Genomic DNA, 18,699 nt, shown 5'->3' with positions numbered 1-18,699 from the left:
AAGCTCTGCCTTCACCCGCTCGGCGTCACCGCGGCCGACCAACTCTGCGGTGCGACGCTGCGTCACGGGCCAGAACGCGGTACCCACGGCCCGGACCAGTGCCTGTCCGCCTTCTGTCGCCAGCGCCGTCAGCTCTTCAAACAGCATGTTCGCCCCCAAGCACGGTCAGAGGTCGCATGGCAACCTCTCACGACTTACCCGTGTACCCGCTCAAAGCTATATGGGACGGCGAGACGGAGTGCAGCCCGACGCCGGTGAGTGGGAAAGCTCGCTTGCACTTATCGCTCAAGTCACTGTCCTGCGCGACTTTGCTGTGGCGACGTCGGCCTTCTGGTCCGGGGCGGTAGGCCAGGCGCCCGTGACGCTCAGTTGACGCTCCAGGCCCGGGGCGACACCCGGACAGCGACTGGGAACCCCATCTGACCTGGGCTTTCTTTGATGACTTGGAGTTGTACACGTTATCGATGACCCACCACGTGGAGTGCGTCGCGATCCTTGAGCCTGCTGAAAAGGGCCGCTGACCTGCGGCTTTCCGGGTGCGAGGCCGGCCGTAGGGATGAGGCCGGTCAGCAGTCGACGAAGGCGCAGGCGGTGGTGGCGACGCCTCGGTAGGTGGTCTTGGGCTGAATCCGTCCTGCCGGCGGGGTGGGGAGCCCGTCGCCGTCTGGGGTGTCGACGTGCGTGAACGAGGGGAGGGTGGCTGGAGCGGGCTGTCGCGCCGCGGCTGCTCGGGCCTCCCCGCGCAAGAGCGGTGGCTGCGGTGGAAGGCGCCAAGGCGACGTCGCCGGCAGGGATCCGGCGGCGCGCCTCCGATCGGGTGGTGCGCGTTGACAGCGTTGTCTGGCCGATGGGAAATTCTGCGCCGGCTGACGGCGTGGGCGCCCGATCCCGAGGAGAAGTGCCATGGGTGAGAAGGATCTGCAGGCCAGGTTCCAGCAGCTGCCTGAGGCCGTCCGGGAGAAGGTCGACTCGGCGCTGGCGGGACGCGAAGATCGCGCTGAAGGTGCGTATCGCCGAGCTTCTGGCCGACAAGGACGAGATGGCCGAGCATGCCGTCACCACCGCCGGCCGGATCGGCGCCAAGAGCGGCGAGGCGTCCGAGCTGACGACCATCCTGCCGCTGAAGCCGGACGGCGCGAAGCAGCTGCGGAAGTTCTTCAAGCTGGTCGGCGGGAACCTGGCGGGCGCAGGGCAGGTCGGCACGCTGCACAACATGCGGTTCGTGTTCCTGGAGAACGACAGGAAGCTGCTGTTCGCGACTGCCTTCGACGGCGAGTGGGACCCCTACGTCGACGACTTCGCCACCAAGATCCCCGACTTCATGGACTACCTGTTCAGCAACGTCGAGGGATGGCCCGGTATCGCCTCCCCGGACGTGAAGGAGTTCATCGTCAAGTACCAGCTCCCGGCGGAGGCGTGGTACGTCGCGCACCCCGAGCTCACCGTCGCGGAGGCCCGTCGGCTCAAGCGGCAGGAGGCCGTCGTGCAGCGGTTCCTGTCCGACCTCAACTGACGGCAGGCGCGCCATGCCTTCCCCGCTGTTCCGGCGTCTGCGCCGCCCGCCCACGCTGGATCTCGACGACATCCAGGCGACCCTGCTGCGGGCCCGGCGCGAGCCCTACTTCGGTACCCACGCCATCCTGGAGATCACCGAGGCCGCAGCGGTCAGGGAGCTGCTGCGTCGGCTGGCCCCGCGGGTGACCTCGGCGGCCCGCTGGGACGAACCGCAGCCGTCCTGGCTGGCCCTCGCCCTCAGCTACCAGGGGCTGGTGGCGCTCGGCGTGCCGCAGGAGTCACTGGCCTCCTTCCCTGCCAACTTCCGTGCCGGGATGGCCGCCCGCGCCGAGCGGCTGCGGGACACCGGCGTGAACGCCCCGGATCGCTGGGAGTTCCCGTTCGGCACCCCGCGCGTGCACATCGCCGTCACGGTCTACGCCGCGAGCGAGGACGACTGGCGGGCAGAGGCCGCCGCCTACGAGAAGGAGTTGGGTGAGGTCCCGGGGGTACGGCTGCTGTCGCACCAGGACTTCGCGGCCGACGGGTTCAACGTCTTCGGATACCGGGACGGCTTCAGCCAGCCGGTGATCGAGGGCAGCGGCGCCGAATCGCTGCCCGGCGACGGCCGCCCGATCAGAGCAGGCGAGTTCCTGCTCGGCTACCCGAGCGAGACGGGTGTACCGCTGCCGGTGCCGGCCCCGGACGTCCTGGGCCGCAACGGCACGTACGTCGTCTTCCGTAAGTACCACTCCCACGTCGCCGCCTTCAACAAGTGGCTGTACGACAACGCCGGCACCGAGGCCGAACGCGAACTGCTGGCCGCCAAGCTCGTCGGGCGTTGGCGCGGTGGCGCACCGCTGGCCCTGGCCCCGGAGCGCGACGACCCGGCCATCGGTGAGGATCCGAACCGGATCAACGACTTCGACTACTCCGCCGATCCGCGCGGTCTGCGGACCCCCCTCGGCTCCACATCCGCCGGATGAACCCGCGCGACACGAAACTGACGGTTCTCACCGACGTCAACATCCGCCGGATCGTCCGGCGGGGCACCTCCTACGGCACCCCGCTTCCCCCGGACCGGCTGAAGGACGACGGCAAGCCGCGCGGCCTGGACTTCATCGCTCTCGGTGCCCGCGCGATCGACAACGTCGAGTTCCTGCAGAGCGAATGGGCCGGCTCCGGCAACTTCATGGGCCTGGGCAAGGAGAAGGACCCGATGATCTCGCTCCAGGACAAGGGCGCCTACTTCACGGTGCCCGGCACCCCGCCCCGCCGGGTGCAGAACATCCAGTCCTTCAACACCCTGCTCGGCGGCGAGTACTTCTTCATGCCCGGCCTCTCCGCCATCCGCTGGCTCAGCGGCATCTGACCCCAACCCCTGGCACGCCCTGGAGGCCCACCGTCCCCTGGGTTCCATCATGCGGTCGCGCCGCGCCGCCTATCCCGCCTCCAGCGACTTCCGCCACCGTCTCAACGGCATCGAGCCCGAGGAGCCGTCCGACATCAAGGAGCTTCCCGCCTGATCGGGCAGGCCGGTTCGTGGATGCGGCCGCGGATCGTGCGGCGGCTCGCGTGCCAGAATGGTGGTGCCCGTTTTCCGTCCGGTCTCATCGAGGTTCCTTCCGTGCCCCAGCCCGTCGGCCGCGTGCCGCAGCGACGCAACGCACGGTCCAACCGGGCGCGCATCCTGGCCACCGCCCGCCAGGAGCTCGGGCGAAACCCCGACACCACCCTGGAGGAGCTGGCGCGCGCCTCCGGTGTCGTCAGGCGAACGCTCTTCGGGCACTTCCCCGGACGTGCGGCGCTCCTGGAGGCACTGGCCGAGGAGGCCGCCGAGGCTCTTCAGGGCGCCGTGGCAGGCGCGGCGGAGGCGACGGAGCCGGCCGAGCGGGCGCTCGCGCGCTTCTCGCTGGCGATGTGGCCGGTGGGAGACCGGTACCGGATGCTCCTGGCGCTCGCCCAGCGGGATCTCGGCGTCGAAAGGGTCGCCGAGATCCTCAGACCCGCCCGTGTCAGGGCGACGGCCGTCGTGGAGCAGGGCCAGCGGGACGGCGTCTTCCACTCCCATCTGCCGCCCGCGGTGCTCAGCGCCGCTCTGGAGGCGATGGCGCTCGCCCTGCTGGAAGAGGTCAACACCGGGGCTCTGGAGGACGACGGCACCCGGGTGGCCGTCACCACGCTCATCGCGGCCGGCGTGCCGGAGAAGCGGGCGCGCGTTGTCGTAGAAGAGGTGGCGGCCTCGGTCGCCCCGGAGGCCGGCGGCGACGGCTGAGCCGCGGCCCGGCCGCCGGCGCGGAAGTTCGAGCGGACCCGGTGCCAAGCGGATCGCTGTCCGGCCTCCGGTCGGCGGCCATGGGCCGCGGTCATGTCGTGGGGTTCAGGCCGCGCCCACGGTCTCGGTCTGCCTCGCCGTACCGTCCGTCTGCTCCGGACGGTGCTTCGCGACGCGCTCGCGGCCGGGCAGGACCGCGATGACGATCAGCGTGCCGGCGGCCATGATGACGCCGCCGATGAGGCTGGTGTGGGCGATGGAGTGGGCGAAGGACTCGTGCACCGCGCCGAGCAGGGCCTGGGCCTGTCGGGCGCCGCCCTGGGGGTTCAGGGCGATCTGTTCGGCGACCGCGATGCCGCCGCCCACCGAGTCCTTGGCGGTGTCCATCGCGGCGGCCGGGAGGTGGCCGCCGACGAGCTCGGTCAGCTTGTCCTTGTAGGACGTGGCCAGTAGCGAGCCGAGAACGGCGATGCCCAGGGCGCAGCCGAGCTCCAGCGCGGTGTCGTTGGCGCCGCCGCCGACGCCGAGCTCCGATTCGGGGAAGGCGCCCATGATGGTGTCGGTGGCCGGGGACAGGCTCAGCCCGATGGCGAAGCCGAGCAGGAGCAGGGGCGTCAGGAAGTCGGTGTACGTCGAGCCCGACTCGATCTGCGTGAGCAGGAGGACGCCTGCCGTTCCGATGACCATGCCGGTGCCGACCATCGGCTTCACGCCCAGCTTCGGGGCCAGCTTGCCGGTCACCGCGGCACCGACGAAGACGGCTCCGGCGAGGGGCAGCAGTCGGATACCGGTCTCCAGCGCGTCGTAGCCGAGGACGAACTGCAGGAACTGGGTGGAGTAGTAGATCGAGCCGAAGGTGCCGAAGAAGAAGAACAGCACCGCGAGCATCGAGCCGCTGAAGGGGCGCTCCTTGAACTTCCGCACATTCAGCATGGGGTTGGGGTGGCGCAGCTCCCAGACGATGAAGGCCGCCAGACTCAGGCCGGCGACCACGGCCGCGGTGATCGGGCCGGTGCCCCAGCCGAAGTGCGGGCCTTCGATGGTGGCGTAGACGAGGCTGCCGACCGAGACGATCGACAGCAGACCCCCGACGTAGTCGATGCGGCCCATGCCCTTCGCCTTGGACGGCGGCACCAGTACCAGCGCCCCGACGACGCCGAGGACGGCGATGGGCACGTTCATGAGGAAGGTGGAGCCCCAGGCGTGGTCCTGGAGCAGCCAGCCGGCGGCCAGCGGCCCGGCGGCGATGGCGAGGCCGGAGGTGGCGCTCCAGGCCGTGATGGCCTTGGCGCGCTCTGCCCTGGGGAAGATCGCGACCAGCAGGGAGAGGGTGGCCGGCATGACCACGGCGGCGCCGACACCCATGATCGCGCGGGCGGTGATCACCAGGCCGGTCTCGTCGACCAGGCCGCCCATCACCGAACCGGCCGCGAAGATCAGCAGGCCCAGGATCAGCGCGCCGCGGCGGCTGTACTTGTCGCCGATGGCTCCCAGTACCAGCATCAGCGCCGCGTACGGGACGGTGTAGCCGTCGATGACCCACTGCAGGTCGCTGCTGGAGAGTCCCAGGTCCTGCGTCAGGTCCGGCGCGGCCACGACCAGCGATGTGTTGGCCATCACGACGATCAGCAGGCTGAGACAGAGCACGAGCAAGGCCCACCAGCGGCGTGGGTAGGGCTCGGTCATCTTCTCGGCGGGTGTGTTGGCAAAGAGCGGCATCGGGAGCTCCTCGGCGGGGGTGAAGCGGATGCTTCGGTGCGGGGGGATCGGTGCGGGCGGGGCCGTCGGGCCTGCGAGGCGCGACCGGCAGTTAATTGCCCATCCATGTGCAGGTTAGTTAGTTGCTCGTGGATGTGCAACTATTGCGGCGCCTGCCCACCGTCGGCTGGACTTCCGACCCGACCCGACCCGATCCGACCCGACCCGACCCGACCGACCTGGCCGCGGGCGTGGTGCGCCGCGCGGTGTCTGGTCATGCCAACGGCCGCCCCGGCCCGCTGAGCCGGGGTGCTGGAGGGGTATTCGCTGGGCTTCCGGGAGTGCGTGAACGCCGGGACCTGGCCCGACGCCGGCACCCGTGCCGCGATCGCGAAGGGCGGCCTCCGGCACGTCGACCTGACCGCCCATGACGCACCCGCGAACGGCTCGACTCGGCCCCTGCCGGTGACGAGGCTGACCGTACGCCTTGACGGGCTGAAGACCTCCGGAAGTGCCGACAAGGCTCACGCCGACCATGCCGGGGCGACCGCGTTCCTCTCGTACGGTGACGTGTCGGGCGCGCTCGGTGTGCGGGTGTCACCAGGTGGCGAGCCGGGACGCAATCGACGCCGCCTTCACCGGCCGCTCGGTCGCCTTCCGGCGGAAGTTCGTCCCCCGCCGGCTGGGGGGATCGTCTCAGGCGGGGCCGGGGAGGGGGCGCCGGGCGACCTCGTGGGCGTCGTCCGGCGGTACGCCCAGCATGCGCAGGACCATCTCGGCCAGGTTCACCGCGGCCTCGTCACCGTCCAGGTCGGGGCGCGCGAACCTCAGCTCCACCAGGGACAGCAGGGTGCCGCCCACTGCGGACAGGGCCACGGTCGGGTCGACCACGATGAAGCGGCCGGAGGCCGTGCCGACCTCGATGTCACGCAGCGCCCGCCGGGCCAGGCCGTTGTCCGAGTGGATGTGACCGAGGCCCCGACGGCGCAGGACCTGCATCAGCTCCGGGTGCGACTCGGCCATGCGGGCGCTGAGTCGGAAGCCCGCCGCGACGAGCTCCGCAGGGTCGTCGATCTCCGCCAGGCGCTGGTCGAAGTTCCGGCCGTACTCCTCCAGGGCGTCCACCACCGCCGCCTCGAACAGCTCGGCCTTCGAGTCGAAGTGGTTGTAGAACGAGCCGAAGCCCACGTCGGCGCGCTCGGCGATCGCCTGGATGCTGACGCCGGTGTCCCCGCTGTCGGCGAGTATCTGCCGGGCGGCGCGAACGAGCGCGCTACGGGTCTCGGCGCGACGTCGCTCGAACCGGTTGCTGGGCGGGGCTGACGTAGGCATGCGCCAAGTCTAACCGCGCGGACGATGACGACTGCAGTTCTGATGAAACCATCATTTCCCGCCGGGAACGCCTTGACGACGGAACTGTCAAAGTTGATGATTTCCTCATTACGGCAATGTTGCTCGGAGGGCACCATGTCTGAAACCCGCGTCCACGGGGCCGATGCCAAGACGGCCCACCAGGACCTGCACAGCGAACAGGGAGCCCTGAGGGGCGAGCATCCCGGCCGCTCCCGGAATCCCCTGATCAAGGTCGCGGACCTGGCCTGGCTGGAGTTCGAGAAGCCTGACCTGGAGCGGGCCGAGGTCTTCGCCCGGGACTTCGGCTTCCAGATCGCCGCGCGCACCGACAGCGAGCTGTGGCTGCGCGGCACGCTCGCCGGCTCGCCGTGCATGGTGATCCGGCGCGGGCGTGCGTCCCGCTTCATCGGCCCGGCGTTCCGCGCGGCGGAGCGGCCCGATCTGGACCGGCTGGCGCGGGCCACCGGGTCCGACGTGCGCGACGCGGACGTGCCCGGCGGCGGAAAGGCGGTCGACCTGCTCGATCCGTCCGGCTTCCCGGTGCGGGTGGTGCACTGCGGCGAGCAGCTGCCGGCGCTGCCCGAGCAGCTGCCACTGCTGCTCAACTTCGGCACGGACCATCGTCGTACGAACGCCACGCAGCGCCCGCCGCGCGAGCCGTCCCGGATCCAGCGGCTGGGCCATGTCGTCCTGGAGACCCGTGTGTTCGGCCGGGCCCTGGACTGGTACCTGGACACGCTGGGGATGATCGTGTCCGACTTCCTCTTCCTGGACGGGCAGCGCGACCGCGGCCCGGCCATGGCGTTCATCCGCTGCGACCTCGGCAGCGTGCCGGCCGACCATCACACGCTGGCCATGCACCTGGGGCCGGGGACCGGCTATGTCCACTCCGCCTATCAGGTCACCGACCTGGACTCGATCGCCGTCGGCGGTGAATACCTCAAGGAGCGCGGATACCAGCGCAGCTGGGGCGTCGGCCGGCACATCCAGGGCAGCCAGCTCTTCGACTACTGGCGTGACCCCGACCGCTTCATGCTGGAGCACTTCGCCGACGGCGACCTGTTCTCCAGCGACGTCGAGCCCGGCTGGGCACCCATGTCGACCACCGGCCTCGCCCAGTGGGGTCCACCGGCCACCCGTGACTTCCTCGGCGCGAGTCCCTCCCCGCAACGGGTCCGCGACGTCATCCGGGCCCTGCGCGGCGACAACGAGATGGACCCGGCGCGCCTGCTGGGCCTGCTCAGAGCCGCCAAGTCCTGAACCCCCAATCCCCTCACGAAGGTACTGACATGAGCACCAACGTCCTGCGCACCGCCGACGGATGGTGGGTCGTCCGCGGCCACCTGGCCATCCCCGTCGACACCAAGGCCACCACCACCGCCGAGCTGATCGCCGACCGTGACGCCGTACGAGAGGCGGCACGCTCGACCGAGGCGGGCACGCCCGTTGCCGACCTGGCCGTCCTCTCGCCCGTCACCACCCCCTGCCGGGTGGTAGCCCAGATGGTCAACTACCGGAGCCACGCCAGTGATTCGGGCTTCACGGGCGACATTCCGCCCGCCTTCTTCCGCAAGGCGTCCGGCTCGGTCAGCGGACCCGGCGACACCGTCGTACGGCCCTCGCACGTGAAGTTCCTCGACTACGAGGTCGAACTCGGGCTGGTCATGGGCGCCACCCTGCCCATCGGCACCACGGTCGACGAGCGGGACCTGCCGTCGTACCTCGCCGGGCTCGTCGTCACCAACGACGTCAGCGCGCGCGACGTCCAGCTGACCAAGACACAGTTCTACGAGAGCAAGTCCTACCCGACCTTCACACCGACCGGCCCGTACCTCGCCCTGCTGGAGCCGGAGGACTTCGCCCATCTCCTCGACCTCAGGCTGAAGCTGTCCGTCAACGGCGAGCTGCGCCAGGACCGCACCCTCGCCGACATGATCGTCCGCCCGGCGCAGGCCCTCACCCTGCTGGCTCGTTTCCAGACCCTCGACCCCGGCGACCTGCTGCTGACCGGCACGCCCGGCGGCACGGCCCTCAAGGCCCCGCCGAAGCCGGTCGAGAAGATCGGCGCGCTGCTGCCGCCCGCCATGAAGTGGAAGGCGTTCTTCAAGTCCCAGGCGAAGAACCCGCACTACCTGCACGCGGGAGACGTGATCACAGCGACGATCGCGACCCCGGACGGCCGGATCGACCTCGGCGAGCAGCGAACCTCCGTCACGGACGCGAAGTAGGGACCCGAGGTGAGCCGCACCGAACAGCAGGCACCCGTGGTGATCATCGGCGCGGGACCGGTGGGCGTGACCGCCGCCCTCCTCCTCGCCCGGCGCGGAGTGCGCACCGTCGTCCTGGAACGCCACCGGGACGTCTACCCGCTCCCGCGCGCCGTCGCCACCGACGACGAGGTCCGCAGGATCCTCCAGGCCGCGGGCGTGGGGGAGGAGTTCGCCGCGATCGCCCGCCCGGCGAACGGGCTGCGGCTCCTTGACGCGCGGCACCGGGTGATGGCCGAGTTCCGCCGCGCCGAGGACGGCCGTCACGGTTACCCGCAGACCAGCATGTTCGACCAGCCCGAGCTGGAGCGACTGCTGCGCGACGCCCTCGTCCGCCGCCCGGAGTGCGAACTGCGGGGCGGTGTCGAGGTCACCGGCGTCGCCCCGGACCCGGCCGGCCCCGTGCGCGTGACCTACCGCGACGACGACGGCGAGCACGAACTGTGGGCCGAGGCGGTCCTCGGCTGCGACGGGGCGAACAGCCTCACCCGCGACGCCATCGGCGCCGTATGGGAGGACCGGAACTTCGAGGAACGCTGGACCGTCGTCGACGTCCGCACGAACGCCGACGTCCGCTGCTGGGAAGGCGTCGACCAGGTCTGCGACCCCCACCGCCCGGCGACCTTCATGCGCGTCGGCGAGGACCGCTACCGCTGGGAGTTCCGGCTCGAGGGCGGCGACGAGCCGGTCCGCGAGCTGGTCGCGCCATGGCTGCCGCCCTCCTACGACGGTGACTTCGAGGTCGTCCGCGAGACCCGGTACACCTTCCGGGCGCGCATCGCCGACCGGTGGCGCAGCGGACGGGTCTTCCTCCTCGGCGACGCCGCCCACCTCACCCCTCCGTTCATCGGACAGGGGCTGTGCGCGGGACTGCGGGACGCCTACAACCTCACCTGGAAGCTCGCCCGCGTCCTGGGCCAGGGCGGCGACGAGCGGCTCCTGGACACGTACGAGAGCGAACGCAAGCCGCACGCCCGCCATGTCATACGGCTCGCGGTCGCGATGGGATGGGCCATGACCGGCGGGCAGGACAGCGCCGCCGCACTGCGCCGCAGACTCCTGGCCGCGGCCTGCCGCATACCCGGCCTCACGCAGCTGGCCGGCCGCGACCTCAGCCCGCCCCTGACCGCCGGACCCCTCGTCCGGCGCCGCAACCGCAGGGGCCTCGCGGGCACCCACTGCCCACAACCGTGGACCACCACCGCCGGACGGCGCACCCGCCTCGACGAGCTGCTCGGCGACTCCTTCACCATCCTGACCGCCACCGAACCCTGGCCCGCTCTGAACGCCCTCGCCCACGCGCTCGGCGCCCGGACGATCCCTGTCACCGGCCTCGGCGACGACGGCACTCTCGCGGCCTGGCTGCGCGGTGGCCGGGCGGATGCCGTACTGCTGCGCCCCGACCGCGTCGTCGCGGACGTCGTCCCGGCAGGAGGCAGCGACTTCACCGCCACCGCCACCTGGGGGGCCCTCCTGCACACCACACGCAGCACCCTCCCCCTCCAACAGACCGCCGAGAAAAGCCTGCTGAGGAGCGCCACACGATGACCAGGCCGGACCCCTTCACGGCCCCCGACCCCAAGGCCGTCGCGAACAGCCGCATCATGGACTTCGCCCGCCACACCGGAAGGGACGGCACCGACTACACCGCCCTGCACCGCTGGTCGGTCACCGACCTGGAAGGCTTCTGGCGCGCGGTGTGGGAGTACTTCGACATCGACTCCGACACCCCGTACGAGCAGGTCCTGGCCGAGGAGCGGATGCCCGGCGCCCGCTGGTTCACCGGATCCACCCTCAACTACGCCCACCACGCCCTGCGTAACCTCGCCGCCGACGACGTGGCGATCATCGCCCTCGACGAGACCGGCTCCTGCTACGAGGTGACCGGGGGCCGCCTGCGCGCCGAGGTCGCCTCGGTGGCCGCGACCCTGCGCGAGCTGGGCGTCGACAAGGGGGACCGGGTGGTGGGCTACCTGCCCAACACCCCGCACGCGATCGTCGCGTTCCTCGCCGCCGCGAGCCTGGGCGCCGTGTGGTCGGTCTGCGGGCAGGACTACGCGCCCCAGGCGGCCGCCGACCGCTTCGCCCAGCTCGAACCCACCGTCCTGATCGCCGCCGACGGCTACCTCTTCAACGGCACCACCCACGACCGCCGCGAGGCCGCCGGTGAACTGGCCGCGCACCTTCCGACGTTGAAGGCGACGCTGCTGGTGGACCACGTGGGCCTGCCGTGGCCTTCGCGAGCGTTCCCGTCGCTGGTGGTGCCGTGGGAGGACGCGTCCACCCGCGCCGAGGAACTCACGTGCACGCCGGTGCCGTTCGACCACCCTCTGTGGGTCGTGTTCTCCTCCGGCACCACCGGTCTGCCCAAGGGCATCGTCCACGGTCACGGCGGCGTCCTGCTGGAGCACCTGAAGACCCTCGGCCTGCACTCCGACCTCGGGCCCGGCGACCGCCTGCTCTGGTACACCACGACCCACTGGATGATGTGGAACCTGGTCGCTTCCACCCTGCTGACCGGCGCCACGACCTGCACGTACGACGGCAGCCCCGCACCCTTCGCCCAGCTCGACGTGCTGTGGGAGCTCGCCGCGCGCCACCGGGTGACCGTCTTCGGCACCAGCCCCCAGTACCTGCTGGGCATGGCCAAGTACGGCATCGACCCGTCCCGGCACGACCTGTCGTCGATCCGCGTGGTCGGCTGCACCGGCTCCGCCCTGCCGGCCTCCGCCTACCCCTGGGTCCGCGACCACGTCGGCGACCACGTCCTGCTCGCGTCCATCAGCGGCGGCACGGACGTGGTGTCCGGCTTCGCGGGCAGCGCGCCCAACACGCCGGTCTGGGCGGGGGAGTTGTCCGCGCCGCACCTGGGCGTGGCACTGGCCGCGTACGACGGCGAGGGCTTCCCGGTGGTGGACCAGGTGGGCGAGCTGGTCGTCACCCGTCCGATGCCGTCGATGCCGCTGTACTTCTGGAACGACCCCGACGGCACCCGCTACCGCGACGCCTACTTCTCCTCCTACCCCGGCGTATGGCGGCACGGCGACTGGATCACGGTCACCGGTCACGGCTCGGTGATCGTCCACGGCCGCTCCGACAGCACGCTGAACCGCAACGGCGTACGCCTGGGCAGCGCCGACATCCACGACGTCGTCGAACGCCTCCCCGAGATCACGGAAGCGCTCGTCATCGGCGCGGAGGAACCCGACGGCGGCTACTGGATGCCCCTGTTCGTGGTCCTCGCCGCCGGGGTGAGCCTGGACGGCGCCCTCCGAGAGAGGATCAAGGAGGTGATCCGTACCGGCGCCTCGCCCCGCCACGTCCCCGACGAGATCATCGAAGTGCCGGGCATCCCGCACACCCGCACCGGCAAGAAACTCGAAGTCCCCGTCAAACGCCTCCTCCAGGGTGCCCCCGTCGAGCAGGTGGTCAACCCCGCAACCGTAGACGCACCCGACCTCATCGACCACTTCGCCCGCCTGAGCACCGAACGCCGGAGGCGGCCGGCGTGACCACCGCACAGACCACCCTCGCCGTCGCGCTGTCCCTGGTCCTCCTCCCGCTGGGACTGGGGAAGATCGCCGCAGTGCCGTTCATGCGCCGGGCGGCAGCGCACCTCGACATGTCACCGGGCCTCTACCGCGTCGTCGGCGCCCTGGAGGTGGCCGGAGTCGTCGGACTGCTGCTCGGACCGGCCTCCGCCCTGCTCGGGGTGGCCGCCGGCATCGGGCTGGCGCTGCTGATGACCGCGGCCGCGGTGGTCCACCTGCGCCACGGCGACCCGCCCGTGCGGGCCCTACCGGCCGCCGTGCTCGCCCTGACGGCGGTGGCGTACGCCGGGGCGACGGTCGCGGCCGGCTGACGTCCGCAGGAAGCCTTGCGCGGAGGATGCCGCGGCGCCGTCGGCCAGGAGTTGCCAGAGTGCGGGGTTGTCGGTGAGGAGCTTCGGGTTCAGGGAGATCCGCGTGCCGTGGACGTCCTCCAGGACCACGTGACGTGAGGGTCCCGCCGAGCACCGCACGTGGACCAGGCGGTCGGTCCGGTGCGACGGCGCACCGGTCCGCGCGAGGCCAGCCAGCCTTCCCCCGCGGTGACGCGGTCCGGCAGCAGCACGACGAACAGCAGGACGGCGAGCCCGCCCCACAGGGCGCCCCGGACCGGCGTGAGCGAGTTGGCGATGGCGTCGACCACCAGGAGGAGCCCCAGCAGAGTGGCGGCACAGACGATCGCGGTCCGCAGGGCGCGGGGCCAGTCCTCGTCGCGAGCCGGCGGCACGGGTGACCGCGTGTGAGCCGGGAGGTGGCGTCCCATGAAGCCGAGCTCGCGCTGTGCCGAACGTGACGGAGAAGCTCAAGCGCCTGGTGATCGGCCGGGCCAAACGCAGTGAGGAGCTGGGGGAGACGCTGCTGCCCAAGCGGCTCGCCCTGCCGATCTTCGCCTCCGACCCGCTGTCCTCGGTGGCCTACGCCACCCAGGAGACCGGCCGCACGCGCGCCCGGCGCGGTCCGTCGTGGCGAGCCGATCACGCCCCACGAGCAAGCAGCGGCACGGTCTGCTCCGCCGGACGCGACTCGGGAGTGACCGGTGGCAGGCCGGGGCCGGTGGCGGGGCCCGTCATGTAGTGGACGTCTTCGCGGGCCAGCCGGAATCCGGCCGTCCAGGCGAGGAGACGGCTGGGGCGGTTGTCGCGGGAGCAGCTCCAGGCGGCCTGGTGGCCGCGCGCCGCGATGTCCTCGGTGAGGCGGGTGACGCAGGTCAGGGCGAGGTGCTGCCGGCGGACCTCGGGTGCGGTGGCGCAGGCGATGTCCTCGTACCGGTTGCCCAGGAACCGTGTGCACGCCACGGCGATGACGCGGCCCTTGTGGAACGCGGCCCAGCTGAGTCCGGAGGCGGCGAGGTGGGCGGGGCTCTCCCAGCTTCCGTGGATCCAGGCCATGGCGGAGTCGAGTGCGGCCAGCGCGTCGGCGTCCTCGGGGACGAGACGGCGCACGGCCACCCCGCGCGGAACGCGGGGCGCGGTGGCCGGGGCGCGGCGGACGTAGAGCATCCGCTCCCACGGCACGAGCCGGTCGAAGGCCGCGCCGAGGACGGGCAGGAAGCGGTCGGGCGTCACGACGTAGTGGCCGGCGAGCGGGGCCAGGTCGGTCGGGACGAGGGCGGTGGGGTCGCCGGCGAGGAGGGCGTGGCCCCCGCAGGTGACGGCGATCACGCGGGGGCGGTCCGGGCGGTCGGTCCACCAGCGGCCGTGGCCGGTGGTCAGGACGTGCTCCGCGAGGGCGGCCGGGCCGGGCGCGTTGCTCAAGAGGGCCCGGGCCGGTGCGGGCGGTTGGTGGGCGGGGTGTGGGATCACGGGGACCTCCGGGTACGAGTGTGGGGCGGCTCCCGGCGGGCGGGGGCCGCCCCACGGGGTCAGCGCCGGCCGGCCTTGCGGCCGTGGTTCGCCTTCTTCTTGCGGCGGGCCTTCTTCTTGCGGGCGCGCTTCGACATGGCGGTCTCGGGTCCCTTCAGGCGGTGTGGCCGACGAGGAGGTCGGCGAGCTTGGTGAGGCGCTTGACCGTGCGCTCCTCGGTGGCGGCGGGCGCCGGGGCGACGCGCTGGTCGCGGTCGTAATAGGCACCGTTGACGATCTCGACGGCCGGGTCGCAGAGCCGTACGACGTGGGCCGCGCCCTCGGCGGGCGACTCGCCCTCGTGCGCGTACAGGGGCAGAAGGCTGGTGGCGCACACGCCGGGGTGGACGGAGACGGCGGTCACGCGCGGGTCGGCGGCGAAGACCGTCAGGGCGAGCTGCGACTGGGCGTACGCGGCGAGGCGCGAGTAACGGCGAGTGCGGTTGGGGTCGTTCCACTGGATGGAGCCGGTGCGGTGCAGGGCGGAGGACACGTTGATCACGCGACCGACCCGGCCGCCCGGGGCGCTCGTCAGGGCCTGCTCAAGGAGGTGGGTGAGCAGGTAGTGGGCGAGGAAGTTGACATGGAAGGCGATCTCGTTCCCGTCCGCCGTCACCGTGTGCCGCTCCGGGGCCGCCATGCCCGCGTTGTTGACCAGGACGTCCAGGTGGGGGTGGGCGTCGGTGACCCGGTCGGCGAGCAGCTCGACCTCCTCAAGGCGTGTGAAGTCGGCGCCGTACGCGCACAGTCGCTCCGCGGGCACGTCGGAGAGCGTGACCAGCCGGTCGAGGGCGGCGTGCGCCTCCTCGGCCGTGCGGCCGTGCACGAGGACCGTGGCGCCACGCTCGGCGAGCAGCCGCGCGGTCTGGTGGCCGATGCCGGACGTCGCTCCGGTGACGAGAACGGTGCGTCCGGACAGGGAAGAAGACATGGTTCGTCCTGGGATAGGTGAGATGGTGCGTGAAAGGGCGCCGGACCGGTACGGTCACGACGCCCCATGGGTGAGCCGGAGTTCGCGTCAGCGGCGGGCGGACGCCTCCGGAAGGCAGCGGGCGGCACGACGGGGCGCCCGATGGGGCGGCCGGTCGAGAAGGAGCCACGCGCTGTTCACGCTGTCCATCGAAGCCCTGCGGAATCCGCCGGGCAAGACCCGCGAGCCGTCTCTGACGACCCTCTGACGGCCCCCTGACGACCTCCTCACCCCAGCCCGGGGACGGTCGAGACGAGCAGGTCGATGAGCTTGATGCCGACGAACGGCAGGACGAGGCCGCCGAGTCCGTACAGGGTGAGGTTGCGCCGCAGCAGGTCGTGGGCGGAGGCCGGCCGGTAGCGGACGCCCCGCAGCGCCAGCGGGATCAGCGCGATGATGATCAGGGCGTTGAAGATGATGGCCGAGGTGATCGCCGAGGTGGGGCTGTGCAGTCCCATGATGTTCAGCGCTTCGAGCCCCGGGTACGCGCCGGTGAACATGGCGGGGATGATCGCGAAGTACTTGGCCACGTCGTTCGTGATCGAGAAGGTCGTCAAGGCGCCTCGTGTGATCAGGAGTTGCTTGCCGATCTCGACGATCTCGATGAGCTTGGTCGGGTTCGAGTCGAGGTCGACCATGTTGCCGGCCTCCTTGGCGGCCGACGTGCCGGTGTTCATCGCCACGCCCACGTCCGCCTGGGCCAGCGCGGGCGCGTCGTTGGTTCCGTCGCCGGTCATCGCGACCAGATTGCCGCCCTCCTGCTCCTTCTTGATGAGGGCGAGCTTGTCCTCCGGGGTCGCCTCGGCGAGGTAGTCGTCGACGCCCGCCTCCTGCGCGATGGCCTTCGCGGTCAGCGGGTTGTCACCCGTGATCATCACCGTACGGATGCCCATGCGGCGCAGCTCGGCGAACCGCTCCCTGATGCCGTCCTTCACGACGTCCTTGAGGTGGACGATGCCGAGGACGCGCGGACCGTCCCAGTCGTGCACGGCCACCAGGAGCGGGGTGCCGCCGCCCGCGGCGATCGCGTCGCTCCAGGTTCGCGCCTCGGCCGGCACCGTACCGCCGTACATCTCCACCCAGGCGATGACCTGCGCGGCGGCCCCCTTGCGGATGTGGCAGGCGGCGCCGTTGTCCCAGCGCAGGTCGATGCCGCTCATCCGGGTCTGCGCGCTGAACTTGACGAAGCGGGCGTTCGCGAGCTCGCCGGCGGCGGGCGCACGCAGCCCGTACCGCTCCTTCGCGAGGACCACCACCGAGCGCCCCTCCGGGGTCTCGTCGGCGAGCGAGGAGAGCTGGGCGGCGTCCGCGAGCCTGGCCTCTTCGACCCCTGGCAGCGGTACGAAGTCGGCGGCCTCCCGGTTCCCCAGGGTGATGGTCCCGGTCTTGTCGAGCAGCAGCGTGTTGATGTCACCGGCGGCCTCGACCGCACGCCCGGAGATGGCCAGGACGTTGCGCTGCACGAGCCGGTCCATGCCGGCGATGCCGATCGCCGAGAGCAACGCGCCGATGGTCGTCGGGATCAGGGTCACCAGGAGTGCGACGAGGACCGTGGTCGACTGCGCCGCGTTCGCGTACGACGCCATGGGCTGGAGAGCGACCACGACCAGGACGAAGACCACCGTGAGCGCGGCGAGCAGGATGTTCAGCGCGATCTCGTTCGGGGTCTTCTGCCGGGAGGCGCCCTCGACCAGGGCGATCATCCGGTCCATGAACGAGTGGCCGGGGCGGGAGGTGACCCGGACGACGATCCGGTCCGACAGCACCGTCGTACCGCCCGTCACGCCCGACCGGTCGCCGCCCGCCTCGCGGATCACCGGGGCGGACTCCCCGGTCACGGCGGATTCGTCGACGGCGGCGACCCCGTCGACGACGTCGCCGTCGGCCGGGATCAGCTCGCCCGCCTCGACCAGGACGAAGTCGAACATCCGCAGATCGGTCGCGGCGACGGCCTCCGTCTCGGCCGTGTGGAGATTCGTGCCATAGCGCCAGTGCTTGATCCGCAGCGCGACGGTGTCCGTCCGCGCCTTGCGGAGCGACTCGGCCTGTGCCTTGCCGCGGCCCTCCGCCACCGCCTCCGCGAGGTTCGCGAAGATCACCGTCAGCCACAGCCAGACGCTGATCACCCAGGTGAAGACGGAGGGGTTGACCACCGCGGACAGCGTCGTGAGGACCGACCCGGCCCCGACGACGAACAGCACCGGTGTGCGCACCAGAGCCCGGGGGTGCAGCTTGCGCACCGCCTCAGGGAAGCACCTCACCAGCTGTACGGGATCGAGCAGCCCGCCCTGTGCCGAGCGCCGCCGCCGCCGGGGGGCCGGAAAGCGCGGTGGGGCGGACGGGGAGGGCGGAACCGGGGGCGTCTGCTGGGACGCTGCGGGATGCATCGCGGAGAACCTTCTCGACGAGCCCGGCGACCCGCGCGGCGGACGCCGAGGAGACAACGGTAGGCGAAGCCACCGTCCACTCCGTGTGGGGCGCCCAGGCGTGCCCGGCACCCAGATGGTGGCTGTGGACGGACAGCGACGATCGCGACGCGAGGACACGGCAGCCTGGATGGGAGGGGCGGCACGTGCCCTCGCGGCCGGGGACGGTCAGGCCACTGACGTCCACGGTCGGTGAGCGACCGAGGGAAACGTAGCCGCTCCTTCTTCGCCCGACCGGCCTCGAACGTCCGATTTGACGACCCTCTGACGGCGGCCACCGCAACGTCGTCAAGGCGGCGTCAAAGTGAACTGAGGGTGCGTCAGGGACGCGTCAAGGAGGTGCGTGCGACGCCGGACCGGGTCGCAGACTCGTCGCCACGGGGGATCGGACGTCTGTCCGAGACGTGAGGTGGGAGGGAATCGTGTCCACCACGACAGGTATCGCGCACGGTCCGGAGTCGACGGCCGGGACCGACACCGAACGCCTCGGGACGGGCGCCTGACCGGTGGGCCCTGCGGTTCCGCCGCCACGAGGGGGCGGCGGAACCGGAGGCCCGTCCGGGGCGCGCACTCGTGTCCCGGACGGCCTCGGAGCCCTGCGCCGTCGTCACGTGGACACCCTGCCGGCACGGCTGCGTCTGCTGCGCGGCGCCATCCTCCTGGCGGCGGCCGGAATCGCTGCCACCTCCGAGCAGCCTCGCGTCGCCCGCCGCGACGCCTTCGACTCCGTCGTGGCCCTCCTGGCCTCGGCCGCACTCGCGGTCCTCGGCCTGCGCCCGCGCCTCGCCGAGTTCCGCTGAACGGACGATCCGTCGCGCCCGGCCCGC

At 71.5% G+C, this 18,699-nt stretch carries 16 protein-coding genes; 10 read left to right on the top strand and 6 right to left on the bottom strand.

Features of this window, described 5'->3' with window-relative positions:
- Positions 1-1,003: 1,003 nt before the first annotated feature.
- The 4 genes from AB0M18_RS03165 (at position 1,004) to AB0M18_RS03150 (ending at position 3,769) form a co-directional block, all read left to right on the top strand.
- Positions 1,004-1,513: a hypothetical protein gene (locus tag AB0M18_RS03165; RefSeq protein ID WP_365755075.1), complete on the top strand. Its 510-nt coding sequence runs from the start codon at positions 1,004-1,006 to the stop codon at positions 1,511-1,513.
- 13 nt (positions 1,514-1,526) lie between these two features.
- On the top strand, positions 1,527-2,480 hold the full coding sequence (locus tag AB0M18_RS03160) for a peroxidase (RefSeq protein WP_365755074.1): 954 nt from the start codon (positions 1,527-1,529) through the stop codon (positions 2,478-2,480).
- Positions 2,477-2,866, top strand: coding sequence for a hypothetical protein (locus tag AB0M18_RS03155; protein WP_365755073.1), 390 nt, complete (start codon positions 2,477-2,479; stop codon positions 2,864-2,866). Before AB0M18_RS03160 ends, AB0M18_RS03155 begins: the two co-directional genes overlap by 4 nt.
- A gap of 255 nt (positions 2,867-3,121) precedes the next feature.
- Positions 3,122-3,769 carry a TetR family transcriptional regulator gene (locus AB0M18_RS03150; protein ID WP_365755072.1) on the top strand — a complete coding sequence of 216 codons (648 nt, stop codon included), beginning with the start codon at positions 3,122-3,124 and terminating at the stop codon, positions 3,767-3,769.
- 105 nt (positions 3,770-3,874) lie between these two features.
- Here AB0M18_RS03150 and AB0M18_RS03145 read toward each other — a convergent pair whose 3' ends face one another.
- Positions 3,875-5,488 (bottom strand): MFS transporter, encoded by a 1,614-nt coding sequence (locus AB0M18_RS03145; protein ID WP_365755070.1) that lies wholly within the window; start codon positions 5,486-5,488, stop codon positions 3,875-3,877.
- Between the two features lie 675 nt (positions 5,489-6,163).
- Positions 6,164-6,799 carry a TetR/AcrR family transcriptional regulator gene (locus AB0M18_RS03140; RefSeq protein WP_365755069.1) on the bottom strand — a complete coding sequence of 212 codons (636 nt, stop codon included), beginning with the start codon at positions 6,797-6,799 and terminating at the stop codon, positions 6,164-6,166.
- A gap of 135 nt (positions 6,800-6,934) precedes the next feature.
- Here AB0M18_RS03140 and AB0M18_RS03135 point away from each other — a divergent pair, with 135 nt between their 5' ends.
- From AB0M18_RS03135 to AB0M18_RS03115, 5 genes are read left to right on the top strand one after another with little or no spacing between them, the layout of a single operon-like run.
- A complete protein-coding gene (locus tag AB0M18_RS03135) occupies positions 6,935-8,080 on the top strand; it encodes a VOC family protein (RefSeq protein ID WP_365755068.1) in 1,146 nt (381 codons plus the stop codon).
- A 29-nt stretch (positions 8,081-8,109) separates the two neighbouring features.
- Positions 8,110-9,048, top strand: a complete 939-nt coding sequence (locus AB0M18_RS03130) for a fumarylacetoacetate hydrolase family protein (RefSeq protein ID WP_365755067.1) — start codon at positions 8,110-8,112, stop codon at positions 9,046-9,048.
- Positions 9,049-9,057: 9 nt separating this feature from the next.
- Complete coding sequence (locus AB0M18_RS03125) at positions 9,058-10,635, top strand: bifunctional 3-(3-hydroxy-phenyl)propionate/3-hydroxycinnamic acid hydroxylase (RefSeq protein ID WP_365755066.1); 1,578 nt, start codon at positions 9,058-9,060, stop codon at positions 10,633-10,635.
- Complete coding sequence (locus AB0M18_RS03120; RefSeq protein WP_365755065.1) at positions 10,632-12,599, top strand: acetoacetate--CoA ligase; 1,968 nt, start codon at positions 10,632-10,634, stop codon at positions 12,597-12,599. Before AB0M18_RS03125 ends, AB0M18_RS03120 begins: the two co-directional genes overlap by 4 nt.
- Positions 12,596-12,949, top strand: a complete 354-nt coding sequence (locus tag AB0M18_RS03115; protein WP_365755064.1) for a DoxX family protein — start codon at positions 12,596-12,598, stop codon at positions 12,947-12,949. Before AB0M18_RS03120 ends, AB0M18_RS03115 begins: the two co-directional genes overlap by 4 nt.
- Positions 12,950-13,038: 89 nt before the next feature.
- Here AB0M18_RS03115 and AB0M18_RS03110 read toward each other — a convergent pair whose 3' ends face one another.
- The 4 genes from AB0M18_RS03110 to kdpB all read right to left on the bottom strand — a co-directional run bounded on the left by AB0M18_RS03110 (position 13,039) and on the right by kdpB (position 17,833).
- Positions 13,039-13,362: a hypothetical protein gene (locus tag AB0M18_RS03110; RefSeq protein ID WP_365755063.1), complete on the bottom strand. Its 324-nt coding sequence runs from the start codon at positions 13,360-13,362 to the stop codon at positions 13,039-13,041.
- Positions 13,363-13,609: 247 nt separating this feature from the next.
- Complete coding sequence (locus AB0M18_RS03105) at positions 13,610-14,437, bottom strand: GNAT family N-acetyltransferase (protein ID WP_365755062.1); 828 nt, start codon at positions 14,435-14,437, stop codon at positions 13,610-13,612.
- Positions 14,438-14,591: 154 nt separating this feature from the next.
- Positions 14,592-15,407 (bottom strand): SDR family NAD(P)-dependent oxidoreductase, encoded by an 816-nt coding sequence (locus tag AB0M18_RS03100; protein WP_365755061.1) that lies wholly within the window; start codon positions 15,405-15,407, stop codon positions 14,592-14,594.
- A 266-nt stretch (positions 15,408-15,673) separates the two neighbouring features.
- Complete coding sequence (kdpB, locus tag AB0M18_RS03095) at positions 15,674-17,833, bottom strand: potassium-transporting ATPase subunit KdpB (RefSeq protein WP_365755060.1); 2,160 nt, start codon at positions 17,831-17,833, stop codon at positions 15,674-15,676.
- A 650-nt stretch (positions 17,834-18,483) separates the two neighbouring features.
- On the opposite strand from kdpB, the gene AB0M18_RS03090 reads away from it, so the two are divergent.
- Positions 18,484-18,672, top strand: coding sequence for a hypothetical protein (locus AB0M18_RS03090; protein WP_365755059.1), 189 nt, complete (start codon positions 18,484-18,486; stop codon positions 18,670-18,672).
- The last annotated feature ends 27 nt before the right edge of the window (positions 18,673-18,699 follow it).

It is taken from the genome of Streptomyces sp. NPDC051909, assembly GCF_040681095.1.
Lineage (GTDB): Bacteria > Actinomycetota > Actinomycetes > Streptomycetales > Streptomycetaceae > Streptomyces.
This window is presented reverse-complemented; position numbering and strand designations above follow the sequence as displayed.

Bases quoted from the DNA above. Each gene is read 5' to 3' on its own strand.
- AB0M18_RS03100 (WP_365755061.1), bottom strand. From the start codon at position 15,407: ATGTCTTCTTCCCTGTCCGGACGCACCGTTCTCGTCACCGGAGCGACG.
- AB0M18_RS03135 (WP_365755068.1), top strand. From the start codon at position 6,935: ATGTCTGAAACCCGCGTCCACGGGGCCGATGCCAAGACGGCCCACCAG.
- AB0M18_RS03155 (WP_365755073.1), top strand. From the start codon at position 2,477: ATGAACCCGCGCGACACGAAACTGACGGTTCTCACCGACGTCAACATC.
- AB0M18_RS03160 (WP_365755074.1), top strand. From the start codon at position 1,527: ATGCCTTCCCCGCTGTTCCGGCGTCTGCGCCGCCCGCCCACGCTGGAT.
- kdpB (WP_365755060.1), bottom strand. From the start codon at position 17,833: ATGCATCCCGCAGCGTCCCAGCAGACGCCCCCGGTTCCGCCCTCCCCG.
- AB0M18_RS03130 (WP_365755067.1), top strand. From the start codon at position 8,110: ATGAGCACCAACGTCCTGCGCACCGCCGACGGATGGTGGGTCGTCCGC.
- AB0M18_RS03145 (WP_365755070.1), bottom strand. From the start codon at position 5,488: ATGCCGCTCTTTGCCAACACACCCGCCGAGAAGATGACCGAGCCCTAC.
- AB0M18_RS03120 (WP_365755065.1), top strand. From the start codon at position 10,632: ATGACCAGGCCGGACCCCTTCACGGCCCCCGACCCCAAGGCCGTCGCG.
- AB0M18_RS03140 (WP_365755069.1), bottom strand. From the start codon at position 6,799: ATGCCTACGTCAGCCCCGCCCAGCAACCGGTTCGAGCGACGTCGCGCC.